This is a genomic window from Acutalibacter sp. 1XD8-33, assembly GCF_003612555.1.
Classification (GTDB): domain Bacteria; phylum Bacillota; class Clostridia; order Oscillospirales; family Acutalibacteraceae; genus Acutalibacter.
Genome location: NZ_RAZF01000034.1, coordinates 11,802 through 27,547, shown reverse-complemented (window position 1 = coordinate 27,547; position 15,746 = coordinate 11,802). Strand labels below are relative to the sequence as shown.

Below are 15,746 nucleotides of genomic sequence, written 5' to 3'. Positions count from 1 at the left end.
AGGTGTCCCTGTCCACCAAAAAGCAGTTCCAGGTGTTGAAGGGGCTGATGGGCCGGGAGGATGTGGACTCCATCGTGGAGGCCACCGACGCCGGACGGGAGGGCGAGCTGATCTTCCGGCTGGTCTACCACCAGTGCAAGTGCAAAAAGCCCTTTGAGCGGCTCTGGATCTCCTCAATGGAGAACGCCGCCATCCGGGAGGGCTTCGCCAGCCTGAGACCGGGAACGGAATACGATGCCTTGTATGAGGCTGCCCTGTGCCGGGAGCGCGCCGACTGGATCGTCGGCATCAACGCCACCCGGCTTTTTTCATGCAAGTACGGCCCCACCCTCAATGTGGGCCGGGTGATGACGCCCACGCTGGCGATGGTCTGCGGCCGGGAGGCGGCGATCAGCGGCTTTCAGTCTGAGCCGTTCTACACGGTCCAGCTTGTGCCGGAGGGCTTTGCGGCGAATGGAGAGCGTATGAAGGAGAAAACCGAGGCGGAGAAGGTGGTGGAGGAGTGCCGCATGGCGGGTACGGCCACCGTGGTAAAGGCGGAGCGCAAGGACAGGGCGGAGAAGCCCCCGGCGCTCTACGACCTGACCTCCCTCCAGCGGGACGCCAACCGCCAGTTGGGATATACGGCGCAGCAGACCCTGGACTACACCCAGAGCCTCTATGAGAAGAAGCTCGTCACCTACCCCCGGACGGACAGCCGCTACCTTACGGAGGACATGGCCGGGATGCTGCCGGGGCTGGTGGGGCTGGTGCAGAAAAAGCGTAATATCTCCCCGGACGCCCCCGCCCCCGTGAACGCCGCCCAGGTCATCAACGGGAAGAAGGTCACCGACCACCACGCCATCATCCCCACGAAAACGCTGGAGTCCGCCGACCTCGCCGACCTGCCCTCCGGGGAGCTGGCGGTGCTGGACCTGATCGCCCTGCGCCTCGTCTGCGCCGTGGGCGACCCCTGCCGCTACTCGGAGACTGCCGTCACGCTGGAGTGCGCCGGACACCAGTTCAAGTCCAAGGGCAAGACGGTCACGGACCCCGGCTGGCGGGCGTATGCCACCGCCGCTGACGGGGAGAAGGACGGGGACGACGCGCCGCCCATCCCAGCCCTCTCGGAGGATGCGGAGCTGCCCCTCGCCAAGGTGGAGCTGAAAGAGGGCAAGACGACGCCCCCCAAACGCTTCACGGAGGACACCCTCCTCCAGAGCATGGAGGCTGCCGGGGCCGAGGAGATGCCGGAGGATGTGGAGCGGAAAGGCATCGGCACTTCCGCCACCCGCGCCGCTATCATCGAGAAGCTGGTGCAGAAGGGCTTTGTGGGGCGCAAGGGGGACAAGAAGGCCAAGGCGCTGGTCCCCACGGACAAGGGCCGCGCCCTGGCCGCCGTTGTGCCGGAGCAGATACAGTCCCCCACCATGACGGCGGAGTGGGAGGAGAAGCTGCTGGGCATCGAGAAGGGCGGCTATGCCCCGGACGATTTCATGCGGGAGATCGCCGGGATGGTGACTGACCTTGTAAAGAACTATGAGACGGTGAAAGGAGTACAGATGGATATGCCGGGTAAGGGTATGGTGATCGGGAGCTGCCCCCACTGCGGGGCGGATGTGGCGGAGCGTGACAAGGGCTGGTTCTGCGCCAGCCGGGAGTGCCGCTTCGTCCTCTGGAAGGACAACGCCTACTTCAAGAAGATCGGCAAGCACCTGACCGCTGGCATGGCCGAGAAGCTGGTGAAGGAGGGGCGCATCAAGCTGAAGGACTGCAAGAGCCAGCGGACGGGCAGGACCTACAACGCCGATGTCCTGCTCACCACCGAGGAGGACGGCCGGGCGAAGTTCCAGATGGAGTTCGACAACAGCGGAAAGAAAAGCGGAGGAAAGAAGAATTGAATAGAGGGCAGCTTACGCTCGGTTCCCTGTTCGACGGCATAGGAGGTTTCCCCTATGCCGCCTCTTTTTACGGGATCAGGCCCCTGTGGGCCAGCGAGATCGTCCCGGAGTGCGTCTCCGTGACGAAGAAGCACTTCCCGGACATGGAACACGTCGGCGACATCACGAAGCTCCACGGCGGCAAGCTGCCGCCCGTGGACATCATCACCTTCGGCTCCCCCTGCCAGGACCTGAGCGTGGCATCGGGCAAGCGCCTGGGCCTTGCCGGGGAGCGGAGCGGCCTCTTTCTGGAGGCCATCAGGATCATCAGAGAAATGCAGGAGGCGACCAATGGAGAATACCCCAAATTCGCGCTCTGGGAAAATGTCCCCGGAGCCTTGTCAAGTTCTTCCCGGCGTGACTTTAAGGCTGTGCTGGAAGCGTTCACAGACGCCGAAGTTCCAATGCCTGGTTCTGGACGGTGGGCAAACGCCGGGATGGTACGAGGCCGAGGCGTTGACCTCGCTTGGTGCGTGTACGACGCCCAATACTTCGGAACAGCACAGCGGCGCCGGCGCATCTTTCTTATCGCAGATTTTAGAGGCGAACGCGCCGGCGAGATACTCTTTGTCCCCAAAAGCCTGTCAGGGTATTTTGCGGCGGGCGGAACGCCGTGGCAAGGACTTGCCGCCTATGCTCAAAACGGCGCTGGAACAGCAGGCGCGGGGATAGACGGCTACAATGCCCGGCTTACCGGCCATGTGGCGGCCACGCTGGGGACGAACTGCGGGATGTCCACCGGGCGCAACGGCGTGATCGAGATGCCGGACGGCGTGGGGGCGGCGGTCCCCGCCATCTCCATGCGTATCCGCTGCGGCTGTGAGGGCGGGGGCAAGGGGCCTCTGCTCCAGGTGGAAAAGAGCGGCACACTGGCGACCGGGAACGACCAGTACCTCTTTGCCCCGAAGGTCGAGATACTGAACGACCAGGGCGGCGACTCCCTCAATGTGGAGAAGGGCGGCGTATCGCCCACCCTCCGCAGCCAGACCCACGGCAACCTGCCCATCACCTCATACGCCATCCAGGGCTCCATGATCGGCAGGGCGGACGGGAACGGGCCGCAGGGGGACGGCATCAACGAGAACGTCTCCTTCACCCTCAACACCATCGACCGCCACGCCGTCTGCATGGGGACCGGGCAGGCCAACGCCGGCATCCTGGAGGAGCAGTCCCCCACCCTGACCGCCGCCCATGAGCAGCCCATCGTCACCCACCCGCAGATCGCCGGGACGCTCTGTGCCTCCGGCGCCGGGCTTTCCCGCCCTGCCGGACAGGGGAACGAGCTGGACTTCTGCGTGGTGAGCGCGGGCTTCAAGCACAAGGCCGGCAGCCAGTCCGGGAGCATCGGTTTCCAGGAGGAGACCGCCCCCACCCTCCTGGCGGGCCAGCAGAGCGCCGTGATGAAAGCCTATGTGATCGGCGCCTACCATTCCGGCGGGATGCTGTCGGACAACCCAAAGAGCGGCTTCTATGAGGCGGACACCTCCCGGACGCTGGACCTGAACGGCGGGAACCCCTGCTGCAACCAGGGCGGCGTGGCCGTAGTGGAAGGGGCAGATGAGACGGAGGGCCAGACCGCCGCCGTGGACTGCCGCAACCTCCGGGAGACGGATGAGGTCAGCGGCACACTGCTGGCAAAGGCGGCATCGGGCGGGTACTCGCTGAACTATCAGAACCCCGTCCGCACCGGGCTTTGCGTGAGGAGGCTCACCCCCACCGAGGCGGAGCGTTTGCAGGGCTACCCGGACGGCTGGACGGAGGCCGGCGCAGACGGCAGAGCCATCAGCGACACGAAGCGTTACCAGATGCTCGGCAACAGCGTGGCCGTCCCCTGCGTGGCGTATATCATGCAGGGCATCCGTGACGCCGTGGGCGGTGAGTGATATGCTGTCGCTGGTCCCCATCTCCCTGCGGGAGGCGAACGAGTTCGTGCGCCAGCACCACCGCCACCACAAGACCACGGTGGGACACAAGTTTTCCATCGGTGTCCGGGAGGACGGGAGGCTCGCCGGTGTCGCCATCTGCGGGCGGCCGGTGAGCCGCTTTCTGGATGACGGCTACACGCTGGAGGTCAACCGCCTCTGCACCGATGGAGCGAGGAACGCTTGCAGTATGCTCTATGGGGCGGCTGTCCGGGCGGCGCGGGCGATGGGCTATCACAAGGTCATCACCTATATCCTGGACAGCGAGTGCGGCGCCTCCCTGAAAGCGTCCGGCTTTGTATGCGATGGGCCTGCCGGGGGCATGGAGTGGACGGGCAGGAGCAAGCCGAAGGACAGCGGGCAGTACCCCCATCAGATGAAAACGAGATGGGTAAAAATTCTGAGACAGGAGGACTGATATAATGGCTGATACGGAACTGAGCAGCAAGCTGTATGAGAAGATGTCGGCGGAACAGGACAAGTTCCGGGCATGGCTGGTGGAACAGCCGCCTGCCGACATCCTGCTCCACGCCGTAGAGTACGCGGTGCGGGAGGACATCCTGATGGAAATGGAGGCGCTGGAACTGCCTGACGATCAGGTGAGGGCGCTGCTGGCCTCCCTGGACACGATGGCGGACATCTACAAGACCTTCTCCAAGATGGCCGATACCGGGCATATGGATGTAGTCCGGGAGAGCATCGAGGACCGGGCGGCCACTTTAAGTATGGAACAGGCTGTGCAGGAGGCTGTCCAGATGGAAATGGAGTCGCAGGGAAAACAGGAAGGCGTGTACCTTGTTGACCGTTCCTTCCTGCTCCACCTGAAAGAGGTCCAGGGCGGGGACTTTGAGTACACTGTGTTTGACAAGCAGACCAAAGAAAAGACCGCCGAGGGCAAGATCAGCCTGGACGATGTGCTGGACGGTATCGACCCCACCCACGACCATCTTGCGGCGGCGCGGGCAGCCGCTATTGGAGCGGCGGGGCTGCAGAGCGGGCCGCTGGGTGGCAGCGATGTGGCGCAGGTGGGCCTGACCTCCCTGAAGGACTTCCGCGACTCGGACATCCGCCGCCGCTCCATCTGGGAGCCGGAGACACTGCCCAGGGATGACATCCGCTTCATCAACAGCGGTTATGACGAGCAGTTCCGCCTCCCCAACGGCGGGAAGATCGAGGTAGAGTATCCTGACCGCACCTTTTCCGCCAGGTGTGAGTATATCGACGACTACCACACCTATGTCGGGAGCGAGGTCTACCACATCTGCCAGTTTGCCGAGGTGCTGGAGCGCGGCGGGGGCGTCTGCCGCCCGGAGCCGGTGCTGGATGCGGAGCAGGCGGCGTGGAAGATCGGCTGGAACGCCTATCTCGCCGTGGAGTGCGGCGCGGGGCATTGGGACTACCACCTGTATGACGAGAAGTTCAACGAGACCAAGGGCGGCGAACTGGAGGTCGTGGGCTGTTCCATCAACGAAGTCCGGGATATGGTCCTTGCGGAAAACAAGCTGGGGAGCCGCTCCATGACGCCCACCGACTACGGGATGCTCATGGATAAGGCGGCCATGCGGGAACAGGAGGCGCAGGCCGAAAAGCGGGAGTCCGTCCTGGGCCAGCTTTCCGCCCTGAAGTCCAGCGCAAAGGAACACACTGTCCCCGCCCCGGCGAAAAAGAAGGATGAGGTCAGCTTATGAGCCGCCAGAAGCTGACCCTCGCCGAGCAGGAGACCATCATCCTGTGGGACAATGAGCTGGACACGGCGGAGGTCTACACCCATGACGCAAGGCTCATCAATAAACTCCGGGAGCTTTCCCAGCGGTTCCCGGAGGACTATGTTCTGGAGCGTTCCGGGCCGGGGCGGTCCGTGACCTATCAGGTCCCCAAGCGGTGCGTGGGCATCCGCCCACCGTACAGCGAGGAACGCAGACAGCGGCAGAGGCAGGACGCAAAGGAGAACGGCCTGCCTTTTTTAAGGAAGGAGGAACAGAATGTCTGACATCAGGAAATGGGACGAGGTGAACGGCGTGGACGAGGCCCCCGGCCACCTGGCGGCGTTTCTGGAGAGCGCCACCGACTCCTACGCCATTTTGCAGTTGCGCCACACGGACGACACCCTCTATGAGCGGTTCGAGTCCTATTCCAGCCTCCAGCAGCAGGGCAAGGAGCCGGACATCGACCACTACGAGGTGGTCTACCACGGGGAGCTGCCCAAGGCGCCCGATACGCCGGAGGCGGTGATGGCGCAGCTGGAGGCGTTCTATGTGCAGTTCAACACCGCCCGCCCGGAGGATTTCCGGGGACACAGCCTGTCGGTCAGCGACATCGTGGCCTTGAAGGTGGGCGGCGTGGTATCCTGCCACTATGTGGATTCCATCGGCTTTAAGGAGCTGGAAAACTTCGCCCTGCGGGAGAACTACCTGAAGAACGCTGAGATGGCGGTGGAGGACGATTACAACTCCATTGATGGGATCATCAACAACGGAAGAAAGGATGAGCCTGAAACGGAGCGGCACTCCGTCCTGGACGCGCTGAAAGCCTTTTCCAATGAGGAACCGACTGAGCGCAGGCCGCCCCAGAAGCAGGCCGGACGGGATGAGCGATGAAGGAGTTCACAAGGGACGAGCGGATCATGATGATGCTCTACAACCCCGGCACACGGGCGGGGCTGATCGCGGAGCTGGAGGCCATGCGCCTCCAGCTCACGCCCTCGGAGCGGCGGCTGGGCCGTCTCTCCAAAAGCGTCCTGGAAAAGCTGGACGGCATGACGGACGCGGAGTTTGACAGCCTGGACCTGTACCCGGATGTCTGATCCAGGCACACAAATCTGAAAGAAACGGAGGCAACCTATGGCATTGAATGAACCCTTGCGGGCGGACGGGGCGGCGGTCGTACCGTTCCCCTCGAAAGCCGCCTACTACACCCAGATGGCGGAAGAAGCCGCCAGACAAGTGACCGGGAGCCGGGAGCAGTGGACAGCCTTCCTTACCACTGCGGCCCGGCTCTACAAATACCCCTACAACGAGCAGCTCATGATCTACAAGCAGCGCCCGGACGCCACGGCCTGCGCCGAGTACGACCTGTGGAACAAGACCATGCGCCGCTATGTGCGCCGGGGGTCCAAGGGCATCGCCCTGGTGGACAACACGGGCAGCCGCCCGAAGCTGCGCTATGTGTTCGATGTGTCGGACACCGGGGAGAGGGAGAACTCCCGCCCGGTCAACCTCTGGTCCATGCGGGAGGAGTATGTCCCCGCTGTGCAGGACGCGCTGGAGCGGGCCTACGGCGTGGGGGCCGGCGCGGGGCTGGATGAACAGCTTGAAACCATCGCCTCCCGCCTCGCCGCTGAGTATTGGGCGGAGAACAAGGGCAGCATCCTCGGCATCGTTGACGATTCCTTCCTTTACGGGTATGATGAGTTCAACGTAGGGGTGTCCTTTCGGAGGGCGGCGGAGACCAGCATCAAGTATATGCTCTGCTCCCGCTGCGTGGAGGACCCGGAGAGCTGTTTTGAGCCGGAAGATTTCATGGACGTGTTCGACTTCAATACCCAGGCGGCGTCCAATGTGCTGGGTACGGCGGTCAGCGAGGCGTCCTCCCAGGTGTTCCGTGAGGTCGAGCGGGCGATCCGCACCTACAAGAGGGCAAAACAGGCAGAGTTATCCGAGGAAAGGAGCAAGGGACATGGCAGAGCTGACTTACACGAAGGCCGGGGATTACCTGATCCCGGACATCAGGCTGGAGGAGATGGAGGACCGTCCGCTGGGCAAGTACGGCAGGATGCGGAGGGCTTATCTGGAGGAGAACAACAGCCTCCTCTACAACCACCTGACGCTGACCGGGAAGCTGTTCCCGCACCTGTGGGAGGTGCAGGAGACGGCCGCCGCCCGGATGGGGCAGTTGATGGAGGAGCTGCTGGCGGCGGACCCGGCGCCGGACAAAAAGACCCGGCAGATGGACTGGGTGCGGCACATGAACGCCCTGAAAGCACAGGCGGAGGAGATCGTGACGGCGGAGCTTATCAACAACTGACGCTGGAGGGGCTGTTCCCCTCCGAGATGGAACAGATCACAATGATAGACCGGCAGGCGGAGAGCGAAAAGCCCTCCGCCTTTGCTATGCCCAAAGAGGAACAGCCCCCGGCAGAGCCGCCCGCCCCTGCCTTGGCTATCTCTGATGAGGAGATCGAGCGCATCCTGCGTAACGGCTCCGGCCATCATGACAGCAAGCTGCGTATCGCCGCCCTCTATGCCGGTGACAGCACCCCCGCAGACCGTACCGAGTACCTGAAAAACGAGTATGGGACAGACGGCGGACGCGGCTGGCAGTTTTTTGACGGGACCCACGGCAATATCCAGTACCGCCCCCAGGGGCTGGTGATCCGCAACGCCGACCAGGGAACGGAAGTCCGCCTGCGCTGGTCTGAGGTGGAGCAGAGGATCGGAGGATGGATCGAGGGCGGCCACTACCTGAGAGCATCGGAAAAGGCGCGTTATGCTGATATGGAGCGGGACTATTCCGCTTTTGGCGGCATCCCCCTCCCTGCACCCGGACACAGCTTCCCGTCTACCCCGGAGGAGGTCTATGAGCGGTATCTTCCTGTCATCGCGGATGCCCTCCTGGACGATACGGCGTTTCGGAACGCCTACCGCAACAATGACCGGGAGACCGCCACGATGGAGGGGCTCCGGGCCATCGACCGGGCGGCGCTCACCGTCCAGGACCCCGCCTTTATGCGCCTGTACTTCGACGCCCCGGAATACCATGACCGTTTCCGCCAAAACCTGCTTGACAGGATCTATGAAATGCTGGAGTCCACGCCGGAAATGACTGCCGGGGCATCACATGAGCATGAGATGCTGGCACAGGCGGCACGACTGGCAGAGGCGGGCGACCTTGCCGCCCCGGAGCGGTTCTTCCTGATCGAGACCGAGGGCGGCTATGCCGTCTGGGATGACATCCGGGATGAGATATATGTTGACCCGGAGGGCGTCTCCGAGGAGTTCACCAGCGAGTGGCAGGCCGAGGACTATCTGCTCCAGGTCAAGGAGGATGTCGCAAGGCGGGAGGCCGCCGACTGGCTCAAAACGGAGGAGGCAAAGCTGCCGCCCCTGAAATATGGCATTGGGGACCCGTTCACCATCTATTCCGAGGACGGTACAGAGGAGATCGTCCTGACGAGCATCACGGATGGGGATGTGTTCTATGTCTATCCTGACGAGCCGGGGCAAAACCATGTGTTCATGGACCGGGAGATGTTCGAGCATAGCCTGCGGACGGGACACATCCGGGACGCCCAGCCGAAGGAGGCGGTACAGACTGTTGCCAGCTATCTGAACGGCGATGAGGCCATCGTCATCCAGCAGTACCCCAACGGGCAGTTCTACAACCACTACGGGTACAATGAGCAGGGCCGCTCCGCAATGGCTACGGCCGGCGGCTTTGCGTCCCTGGAGGAGGCGGAGGCGGCGCTCCGTTCACACCGCCCAATGGCAGAGAAGGTCATGGAGGAAGTCCACGCAGAGCCTGTCCCTGATGCGGGGGCGGGGCAGATGCCGGAGGACGAGACCCCGGAGGATGTGCGGGAAGATGCAGTACCCACGCCCCCGGAAACGGCGGAGGACAGCGCAAAAGAGCCGGCCTATCAGGTGGGCGATACCGTCTATCTGGAGGACACCCCCTATATCGTGGAGGGGATCGGCCTGTTCGATGTCCAGCTCCGTGATCCCGCACAGCTCTACCCCATCCTCCGCTCCGAGAGCAAGGAACGGCTGGGGTGGATGCTCCGGGCGGATGGGCGCAATGCCCATCTGTTTGCCCCGGAAGTGAGCGCGGAACAGGATGATCCCCGCGGTAACAGCGAATACTTCCGCTACTTTTACGACTATGAGACCGACCAGGTTGAAGCGTTCATGGCTGAACACCCGGACTATCACAGGGTCTGGGGAAGTGATGGCCAAGGCTTGAACGGAGATATGTGGGTCGTCTACCGTAACGAGTCTGATCTCCCTGCTTTTCTGAGGGAGTATGCGAAAGGACAGCGGCTGGCGGACGAGCGCAGCGCGGAGCATCTGCCCGATGTTAAGGCCGGGACCCGGCAGCCCGGTCATACGGCTAATGAGGAAGAAACCCCCTTTGCGGATGCTGAAAAATGGGCGGCGGACTACCAGAGCCGGACGGAAACGGCCATTGCCGCACTGGAGCCTGGACAGCGGCGTGTCGTGGATGCCATGCAGACGGCAGGATTTTTCTATGACCCGCTTTCCAGCACCGCCCTGGACCCCCTCATCTTCCGGGCGGGAGACCTGACAGGCGGGTATCCCACTTCCTTCAAGACATGGGACGAGGCGTATGCGTTCATTGACGGGGCCGAACTGAAAGATACCCCCGGACTGCGGGAACAGGTCCAATCGGTCCTCCACCCGGACCCAACTTGGGCGCAAAACGCGCACAAGTTAGATGCAGGGCCGACTTTAGAGCAAACTGCACCGAAGTTGGAGCCTGAACCGGCTATCACAGCCACCGCCGAGACCGTCTACCCCGGCGACAAGAACGGCCTGCCCTTTGATGTGGTCGTTGAACGGCTGCACATCGGGGAGCCGGAGCAGGAACAGCCGGAACAGAAGCCCGCCGCCCATAACTTCCGCATCACGGACGACCATCTGGGCGAGGGCGGCCCCAAGGCGAAGTTCCGGGCCAACATGGACGCCATCAACCTCCTGCATGAGCTGGAGTTCGACGGCAGGGACGCCACCCCGGAGGAGCAGGAGGTCCTTTCCCGCTATGTGGGCTGGGGCGGTCTGGCGGATGCCTTTGACGAGAAAAAGGATAGCTGGGCAAGCGAGTTCAGGGAACTGTACGCTGCCCTCTCCCCGGAGGAATACGCCGCCGCCAGAGCGTCCACCCTCAACGCCCACTACACCAGCCCCACCGTGATCCGGGCAATCTATGACGCGGTGGAGCAGATGGGATTCCAGAAGGGCAATATCCTTGAACCCAGCATGGGCGTGGGCAACTTCTTCGGACTGCTCCCGGAGTCCATGCAGGGCAGCCGCCTCTACGGTGTGGAGCTGGACTCCATCACCGGGCGCATCGCCCAGAAGCTGTACCCGGAGGCGGACATCAAGGTGGCCGGTTTCCAGACCACCGACAGGCGGGACTTCTTCGACCTCTGTGTCGGGAATGTCCCCTTCGGCGACTACAAGGTGAACGACAAGCCCTATAACAAGCTGGGCTTCTCCATCCACAACTATTTCTTTGCCAAGGCCATCGACCAGGTGCGTCCGGGGGGCGTGGTGGCCCTTGTCACCAGCCGCTACACGATGGACGCCAAAAGCCCCGACGCCCGGAAGTATATCGCACAGCGGGCGGAGCTGCTGGGGGCCATCCGTCTGCCCAACAACGCTTTCAAGGCCAACGCCGGGACGGAGGTGGTATCGGACATCCTGTTCCTGCAAAAGCGGGACCGTCCCATCGACATCGAGCCAGATTGGGTACACCTGGGGCAGACCCCGGAGGGCCTTACCCTCAACAGCTATTTTGTAGACCATCCTGAGATGGTGCTGGGCGAGCTGACGACCGAAAGCACACAGTACGGGCGGGAGGAATGCACCGTTGCCCCCACTCCCGGCGCCGACCTTGCGGAACAGCTCCGGGAGGCCGTTTCCCATATCCACGGCAGCTATCAGGCGGTGGAGCGGGACGAGGCGGACATCGCGGACGAGGCCGCCGAACGGGGCGCCATCCCCGCCGACCCGGATGTAAAGAACTTCTCCTATGCCCTGGTGGACGGGGAGGTCTACTTCCGGGAGAACAGCGTCATGAAGCCTGTGGAGCTGAGCGACACGGCAAAGGGGCGCGTGGCCGGGATGATCGGCCTGCGGCAGATCGTGAACGAGCTGATCCAGTACCAGCTTGAGGACTACCCGGACGGGGACATCCAGGCGAAGCAGGCGGAACTGAACGCCGCCTACGATGCCTTTTACGCAAAGTTCGGGACCATCAATTCCAGCGCCAACGCCAGGGTGTTTGACGAGGACTCCTCCTACTATCTGCTCTGCTCCCTGGAGAACATCGACGAGGACGGACGGCTGGAGAGCAAGGCGGATATGTTCACCAAGCGCACCATCAAGCAGAAGGTGGTCGTCACCAGCGTGGACACGCCCAGCGAGGCGCTGGCGGTCTCCATCGGGGAGCGGGGCAGGGTCGATCTGCGGTTCATGTCCGAGCTGCTGGGGACGCCCGGTGAGGACGGGCGCATCACCGAGGAACTGCGGGGCGTGATCTTCCGCGACCCCCGTGAGGCTGTGGCGGACGACCCCATCCGGGGCTGGCATACCGCTGACGACTACCTCTCCGGCAATGTCCGGGACAAGCTGATGGTGGCGAAGATGGCGGCGGCCACCGACCCAGCCTACGCCGTCAATGTGGCGGCTCTGGAACAGGCGCAGCCCAAAGACCTGGACGCCTCTGAGATTGATGTGCGCCTGGGCGCGACCTGGATCGACAAGGACTATATCCAGCAGTTCATGGAGGAGACCTTTGACACCCCGTGGCGGCTTCGGAGCGCGGTCCAGGTGAAGTATTCCCCCTCTACCGCCGAGTGGCAGGTCACGGGCAAGAACGCCACGGGGCGGCACGATGTCATGGCCTATATGACCTACGGCACAGACCGGGCCAGCGCCTACCGCATTATTGAGGACACGCTAAACCTAAAGGACACCCGCATTTTCGACTATGTTTATGACGAACACGGCAACAAAAAAGCGGTGTTCAACCACAAGGAAACCACGGCGGCACAGGCAAAGCAGGAAGCCATCAAGCAGGCGTTCCAAGACTGGATTTGGAAAGACCCAGAACGCAGAAACCGCCTTGTCCGCTACTACAACGACACCTTTAACAGCAAAAGACCCCGTGAGTATGACGGACGGCATATCACCTTTGGCGGCATCAGCCCAGAGATTACCCTAAGACCCCACCAAGTCAACGCTATCGCCCATATCCTTTACGGCGGCAACACGCTCCTTGCCCACAAGGTAGGTGCGGGAAAAACCTTTGAGATGGTAGCCGCCGCACAGGAAAGCAAGAGGTTAGGCTTGTGCCAGAAATCCATGTTTGTCGTCCCCAACCACCTTGTCGGGCAGTGGGCTTCCGAGTATTTACGGCTCTATCCGAGTGCCAACATCCTCGTCACCACCAAGCAGGATTTTGAGACCGCCAACCGCAAGAAATTCTGTGCGAGGATAGCGACCGGCGACTATGACGCCGTTATCATCGGCCATAGCCAGTTTGAGAAAATCCCCATCAGTGCCGAACGGCAGGAGCGCATCTTGCAGGAGCAGATAGACGAGATCACCGACGCCATTTCCGAGATGAAGGCCATACGGGGCGAGAGCTTCACCATCAAGCAGTTGGAAAAGACCCGCAGATCGCTGGAGGCCCGGATGGAGAAGCTGCAAGCCACAGAGCGCAAGGACGATGTGATAACCTTTGAGCAGTTGGGCGTTGACCGGCTGTTCGTGGACGAGGCTCATGCGTTCAAAAATTTGTTCCTCTACACGAAAATGAGGAATGTGGCGGGGCTTTCCACCCCCGAGGCGCAGAAGTCCTCGGATATGTTCATGAAGTGCCAGTATATGGACGAGCTGACCGGCGGGAAGGGTACAATCTTTGCCACGGGCACCTCTGTCTCGAACAGTATGACAGAGCTTTACACCATGATGCGCTACCTGCAGCATGGGACGCTCCGGCAAAAGGGGCTGACCCATTTCGACCAGTGGGCCTCCACCTTCGGCGAGACCACTACGGCCATTGAGCTGGCCCCGGAGGGATATACTTTTTTCAGATGGAAAAAGTATATCCCTCTAAATTTATAACTACATATCGAAATGGAGGTGTGAAAAATGTCAAAAAAGGCGGGAAAAGCAAGAATTACGGCCCTTTACGAGCGTCTTTCAAGAGATGATGACCTTGTTGGGGAGTCAAACTCAATCACCAATCAAAAGAAATATCTGGAGGATTACGCCCGCAAAAATGGCTTCACAGCCATTCGCCATTTTACGGATGACGGTTATTCTGGAGTTAATTTTGTTGAGGTAAGATAACGTAACCTTTTTTGCAGAGGGTGTTATCTTACCTCTTTTTGATGTATGTTAGATAGCATAACTCTTTACGTCGGCTCCTATCTGTCTGAAATAGGAGATACTTTCGGTAGGCTTGTCGCCTGTATCAACTCTGCCGACAAAGCTATAAAAGATTTCGATTTTGCGGGTGTTCGTTTCCTTATCCAGTTCGTGGATAAGAATACGGTCAATAAATTCATGGACGTTTTCGTAGGTCAGTTCGGTAATGGTGGTGTATCTGCGTACCAGTGCGACAAACCTTTTCACGTCTGCGCTGCGCTCGGTAGCGTTGTCGATTTCCTGTGTCAGTTCCGCAATCCTCCGGGTCAACGTCTTTTTTTCTTCATCATAGCCGGAAGTCAGAAAAGCAAACTGTTCATCTGAAAGTTTCCCTAAAGCGTTGTCCTCGTAGAGCTTGCGGAATAAGATGTTCAATTCGGTAATGCGGCTCTGCGCCTTGTCAAGCTCTTTCCGTTGTTGCGTCAGTGTCTTTTGTACTGCCTTTGCGCTGCACTCGTTGGCGGTCTGAATAAATTCCTGTTCATGCTCTTTCACATAAGACGTTACGCGCTGCAAGTCTGCAAGGACAAGTTCTTTTAATACGCTTTTGCGGATATAATGCGTAGTGCAGAGCATATCATTTCTTGCCCGGTTACGGTAGTTGCCGCAAGTGTAGGCGTGTTTCCGTTCAAGCGTCCCGGCTCCGCGTACCGCATACATTTTGTAGCCGCAGTCCCCGCAAAAGAGCAGCCCGGAAAACAGGTCGATTTCATCAACCTTTGTCGGGCGTTGCCGGGTGGCAATCCGCTTCTGTGCAAGTTCAAAGGTTTCTTCATCAATCAAAGGCTCGTGAGTGTTGGGGAAGAAATACCGTTTTTCCTCCGGGTTCTTCTTCGTCTTTTTCGACTTATAAGATACCTTGTAGGTTTTCCCGGTTATGGTATGCCCTAAATACTCTTTCCTTGTCAGAATGTCGTACAGCGTCTTGTCGGGCCAGTTGTACCATGCGTTGAGCTGTGGGCGGGGGTGGCGTTTGCTTCCTGTCCTGCGGTAGCGCAGTTCCCCGACGGTCAATATCTCATTGTCCCGCAGCCAGTTCTGGATTTCACACATACGGTCGCCCCGTACATACATTGCAAAAATCTGTTTTACGACGTGTGCCGTTTCCGGGTCGGGTATCAGATGATTGCGGTTATCCGGGTCGATAAGGTAGCCGTAAGGAGCTTCGCCGTTGACGCGCTCCCCTTTCTGCGCCTTTGCCTGTTTGACAGCCCGGATTTTCTTTGAGGTGTCGCGGGCGTAAAACTCGTTGAACCAGTTCCGCAGAGGGGTAAACTCGTTATCTTCCCTCGCTGTGTCTACACCGTCGTTAATGGCAATGTAGCGCACTTCGTATTCGGGAAAGACAATCTCTATCAGCTCCCCGGTTTTCAGATAATTACGTCCCAGACGGGAAAGGTCTTTTGTTATGACGGTCGCCACGTTCCCGGCTTCAACTTCATGCAGCATGGCTTGAAGCCCCTCACGCTCAAAGCTCACGCCGGAAAATCCGTCGTCTACGAAAAAGCGCGTGTTGAAAAAGTGGTGTTCGTCAGCATACTTTTGTAAAATCATCTTTTGGTTCTGTATGCTCTCGCTTTCCCCGGCCTGCATATCTTCCTGGCTCAATCTGCAATATAAAGCGGTAATCTTGTCTGTCTGTAACATTTTGTCCTCCTTTCCGACGACAGACAAGCATGGTATTTGTACTGTCTATATTATACCACATACCGCTGCCTGTGTCATGTATAAAA

The 15,746-nt window shown here is 60.4% G+C and carries 9 protein-coding genes and 2 pseudogenes; 10 read left to right on the top strand and 1 reads right to left on the bottom strand.

Translation table 11 applies throughout. The features are described 5' to 3' along the window. Positions 1–2: 2 nt before the first annotated feature. The 10 genes and pseudogenes from D7X94_RS15300 to D7X94_RS15255 all read left to right on the top strand — a co-directional run. The gene (locus tag D7X94_RS15300; protein ID WP_243111352.1) at positions 3–1,880 is read left to right on the top strand and encodes a DNA topoisomerase; all 1,878 of its coding nucleotides are present in this window, start codon (positions 3–5) and stop codon (positions 1,878–1,880) included. After that, complete coding sequence (locus D7X94_RS15295; RefSeq protein WP_120428519.1) at positions 1,877–3,802, top strand: DNA cytosine methyltransferase; 1,926 nt, start codon at positions 1,877–1,879, stop codon at positions 3,800–3,802. The genes D7X94_RS15300 and D7X94_RS15295 overlap by 4 nt, the downstream gene beginning before the upstream one ends. Before the next feature lies 1 nt (position 3,803). Then, complete coding sequence (locus tag D7X94_RS15290; protein WP_120428518.1) at positions 3,804–4,259, top strand: XF1762 family protein; 456 nt, start codon at positions 3,804–3,806, stop codon at positions 4,257–4,259. A gap of 4 nt (positions 4,260–4,263) precedes the next feature. Next, positions 4,264–5,529 carry a DUF3848 domain-containing protein gene (locus D7X94_RS15285; RefSeq protein WP_120428517.1) on the top strand — a complete coding sequence of 422 codons (1,266 nt, stop codon included), beginning with the start codon at positions 4,264–4,266 and terminating at the stop codon, positions 5,527–5,529. After that, positions 5,526–5,831, top strand: a complete 306-nt coding sequence (locus D7X94_RS15280) for an immunoglobulin (RefSeq protein ID WP_074661585.1) — start codon at positions 5,526–5,528, stop codon at positions 5,829–5,831. The genes D7X94_RS15285 and D7X94_RS15280 overlap by 4 nt, the downstream gene beginning before the upstream one ends. Beyond that, complete coding sequence (locus D7X94_RS15275) at positions 5,824–6,438, top strand: YodL domain-containing protein (RefSeq protein ID WP_120428516.1); 615 nt, start codon at positions 5,824–5,826, stop codon at positions 6,436–6,438. The genes D7X94_RS15280 and D7X94_RS15275 overlap by 8 nt, the downstream gene beginning before the upstream one ends. Beyond that, positions 6,435–6,644 (top strand): transposon-transfer assisting family protein, encoded by a 210-nt coding sequence (locus tag D7X94_RS15270; RefSeq protein ID WP_120428515.1) that lies wholly within the window; start codon positions 6,435–6,437, stop codon positions 6,642–6,644. The genes D7X94_RS15275 and D7X94_RS15270 overlap by 4 nt, the downstream gene beginning before the upstream one ends. Positions 6,645–7,396: 752 nt before the next feature. After that, positions 7,397–7,864 carry a TnpV protein gene (locus D7X94_RS15265; RefSeq protein ID WP_330558237.1) on the top strand — a complete coding sequence of 156 codons (468 nt, stop codon included), beginning with the start codon at positions 7,397–7,399 and terminating at the stop codon, positions 7,862–7,864. A gap of 2,600 nt (positions 7,865–10,464) precedes the next feature. Continuing rightward, positions 10,465–13,662 (top strand): annotated as a pseudogene (locus tag D7X94_RS19935) (SNF2-related protein); the annotation flags it as partial. Positions 13,663–13,734: 72 nt separating this feature from the next. Then, positions 13,735–13,920 (top strand): annotated as a pseudogene (locus tag D7X94_RS15255) (recombinase family protein); the annotation flags it as partial. Between the two features lie 63 nt (positions 13,921–13,983). Here the strand turns inward: D7X94_RS15255 and D7X94_RS15250 are convergent. Next, complete coding sequence (locus D7X94_RS15250; RefSeq protein WP_120428513.1) at positions 13,984–15,660, bottom strand: recombinase family protein; 1,677 nt, start codon at positions 15,658–15,660, stop codon at positions 13,984–13,986. Positions 15,661–15,746: the final 86 nt, after the last annotated feature.

Bases quoted from the DNA above. Each gene is read 5' to 3' on its own strand.
- D7X94_RS15250 (WP_120428513.1), bottom strand. From the start codon at position 15,660: ATGTTACAGACAGACAAGATTACCGCTTTATATTGCAGATTGAGCCAG.
- D7X94_RS15280 (WP_074661585.1), top strand. From the start codon at position 5,526: ATGAGCCGCCAGAAGCTGACCCTCGCCGAGCAGGAGACCATCATCCTG.
- D7X94_RS15285 (WP_120428517.1), top strand. From the start codon at position 4,264: ATGGCTGATACGGAACTGAGCAGCAAGCTGTATGAGAAGATGTCGGCG.
- D7X94_RS15270 (WP_120428515.1), top strand. From the start codon at position 6,435: ATGAAGGAGTTCACAAGGGACGAGCGGATCATGATGATGCTCTACAAC.
- D7X94_RS15275 (WP_120428516.1), top strand. From the start codon at position 5,824: ATGTCTGACATCAGGAAATGGGACGAGGTGAACGGCGTGGACGAGGCC.
- D7X94_RS15290 (WP_120428518.1), top strand. From the start codon at position 3,804: ATGCTGTCGCTGGTCCCCATCTCCCTGCGGGAGGCGAACGAGTTCGTG.
- D7X94_RS15265 (WP_330558237.1), top strand. From the start codon at position 7,397: ATGTGCTGGGTACGGCGGTCAGCGAGGCGTCCTCCCAGGTGTTCCGTG.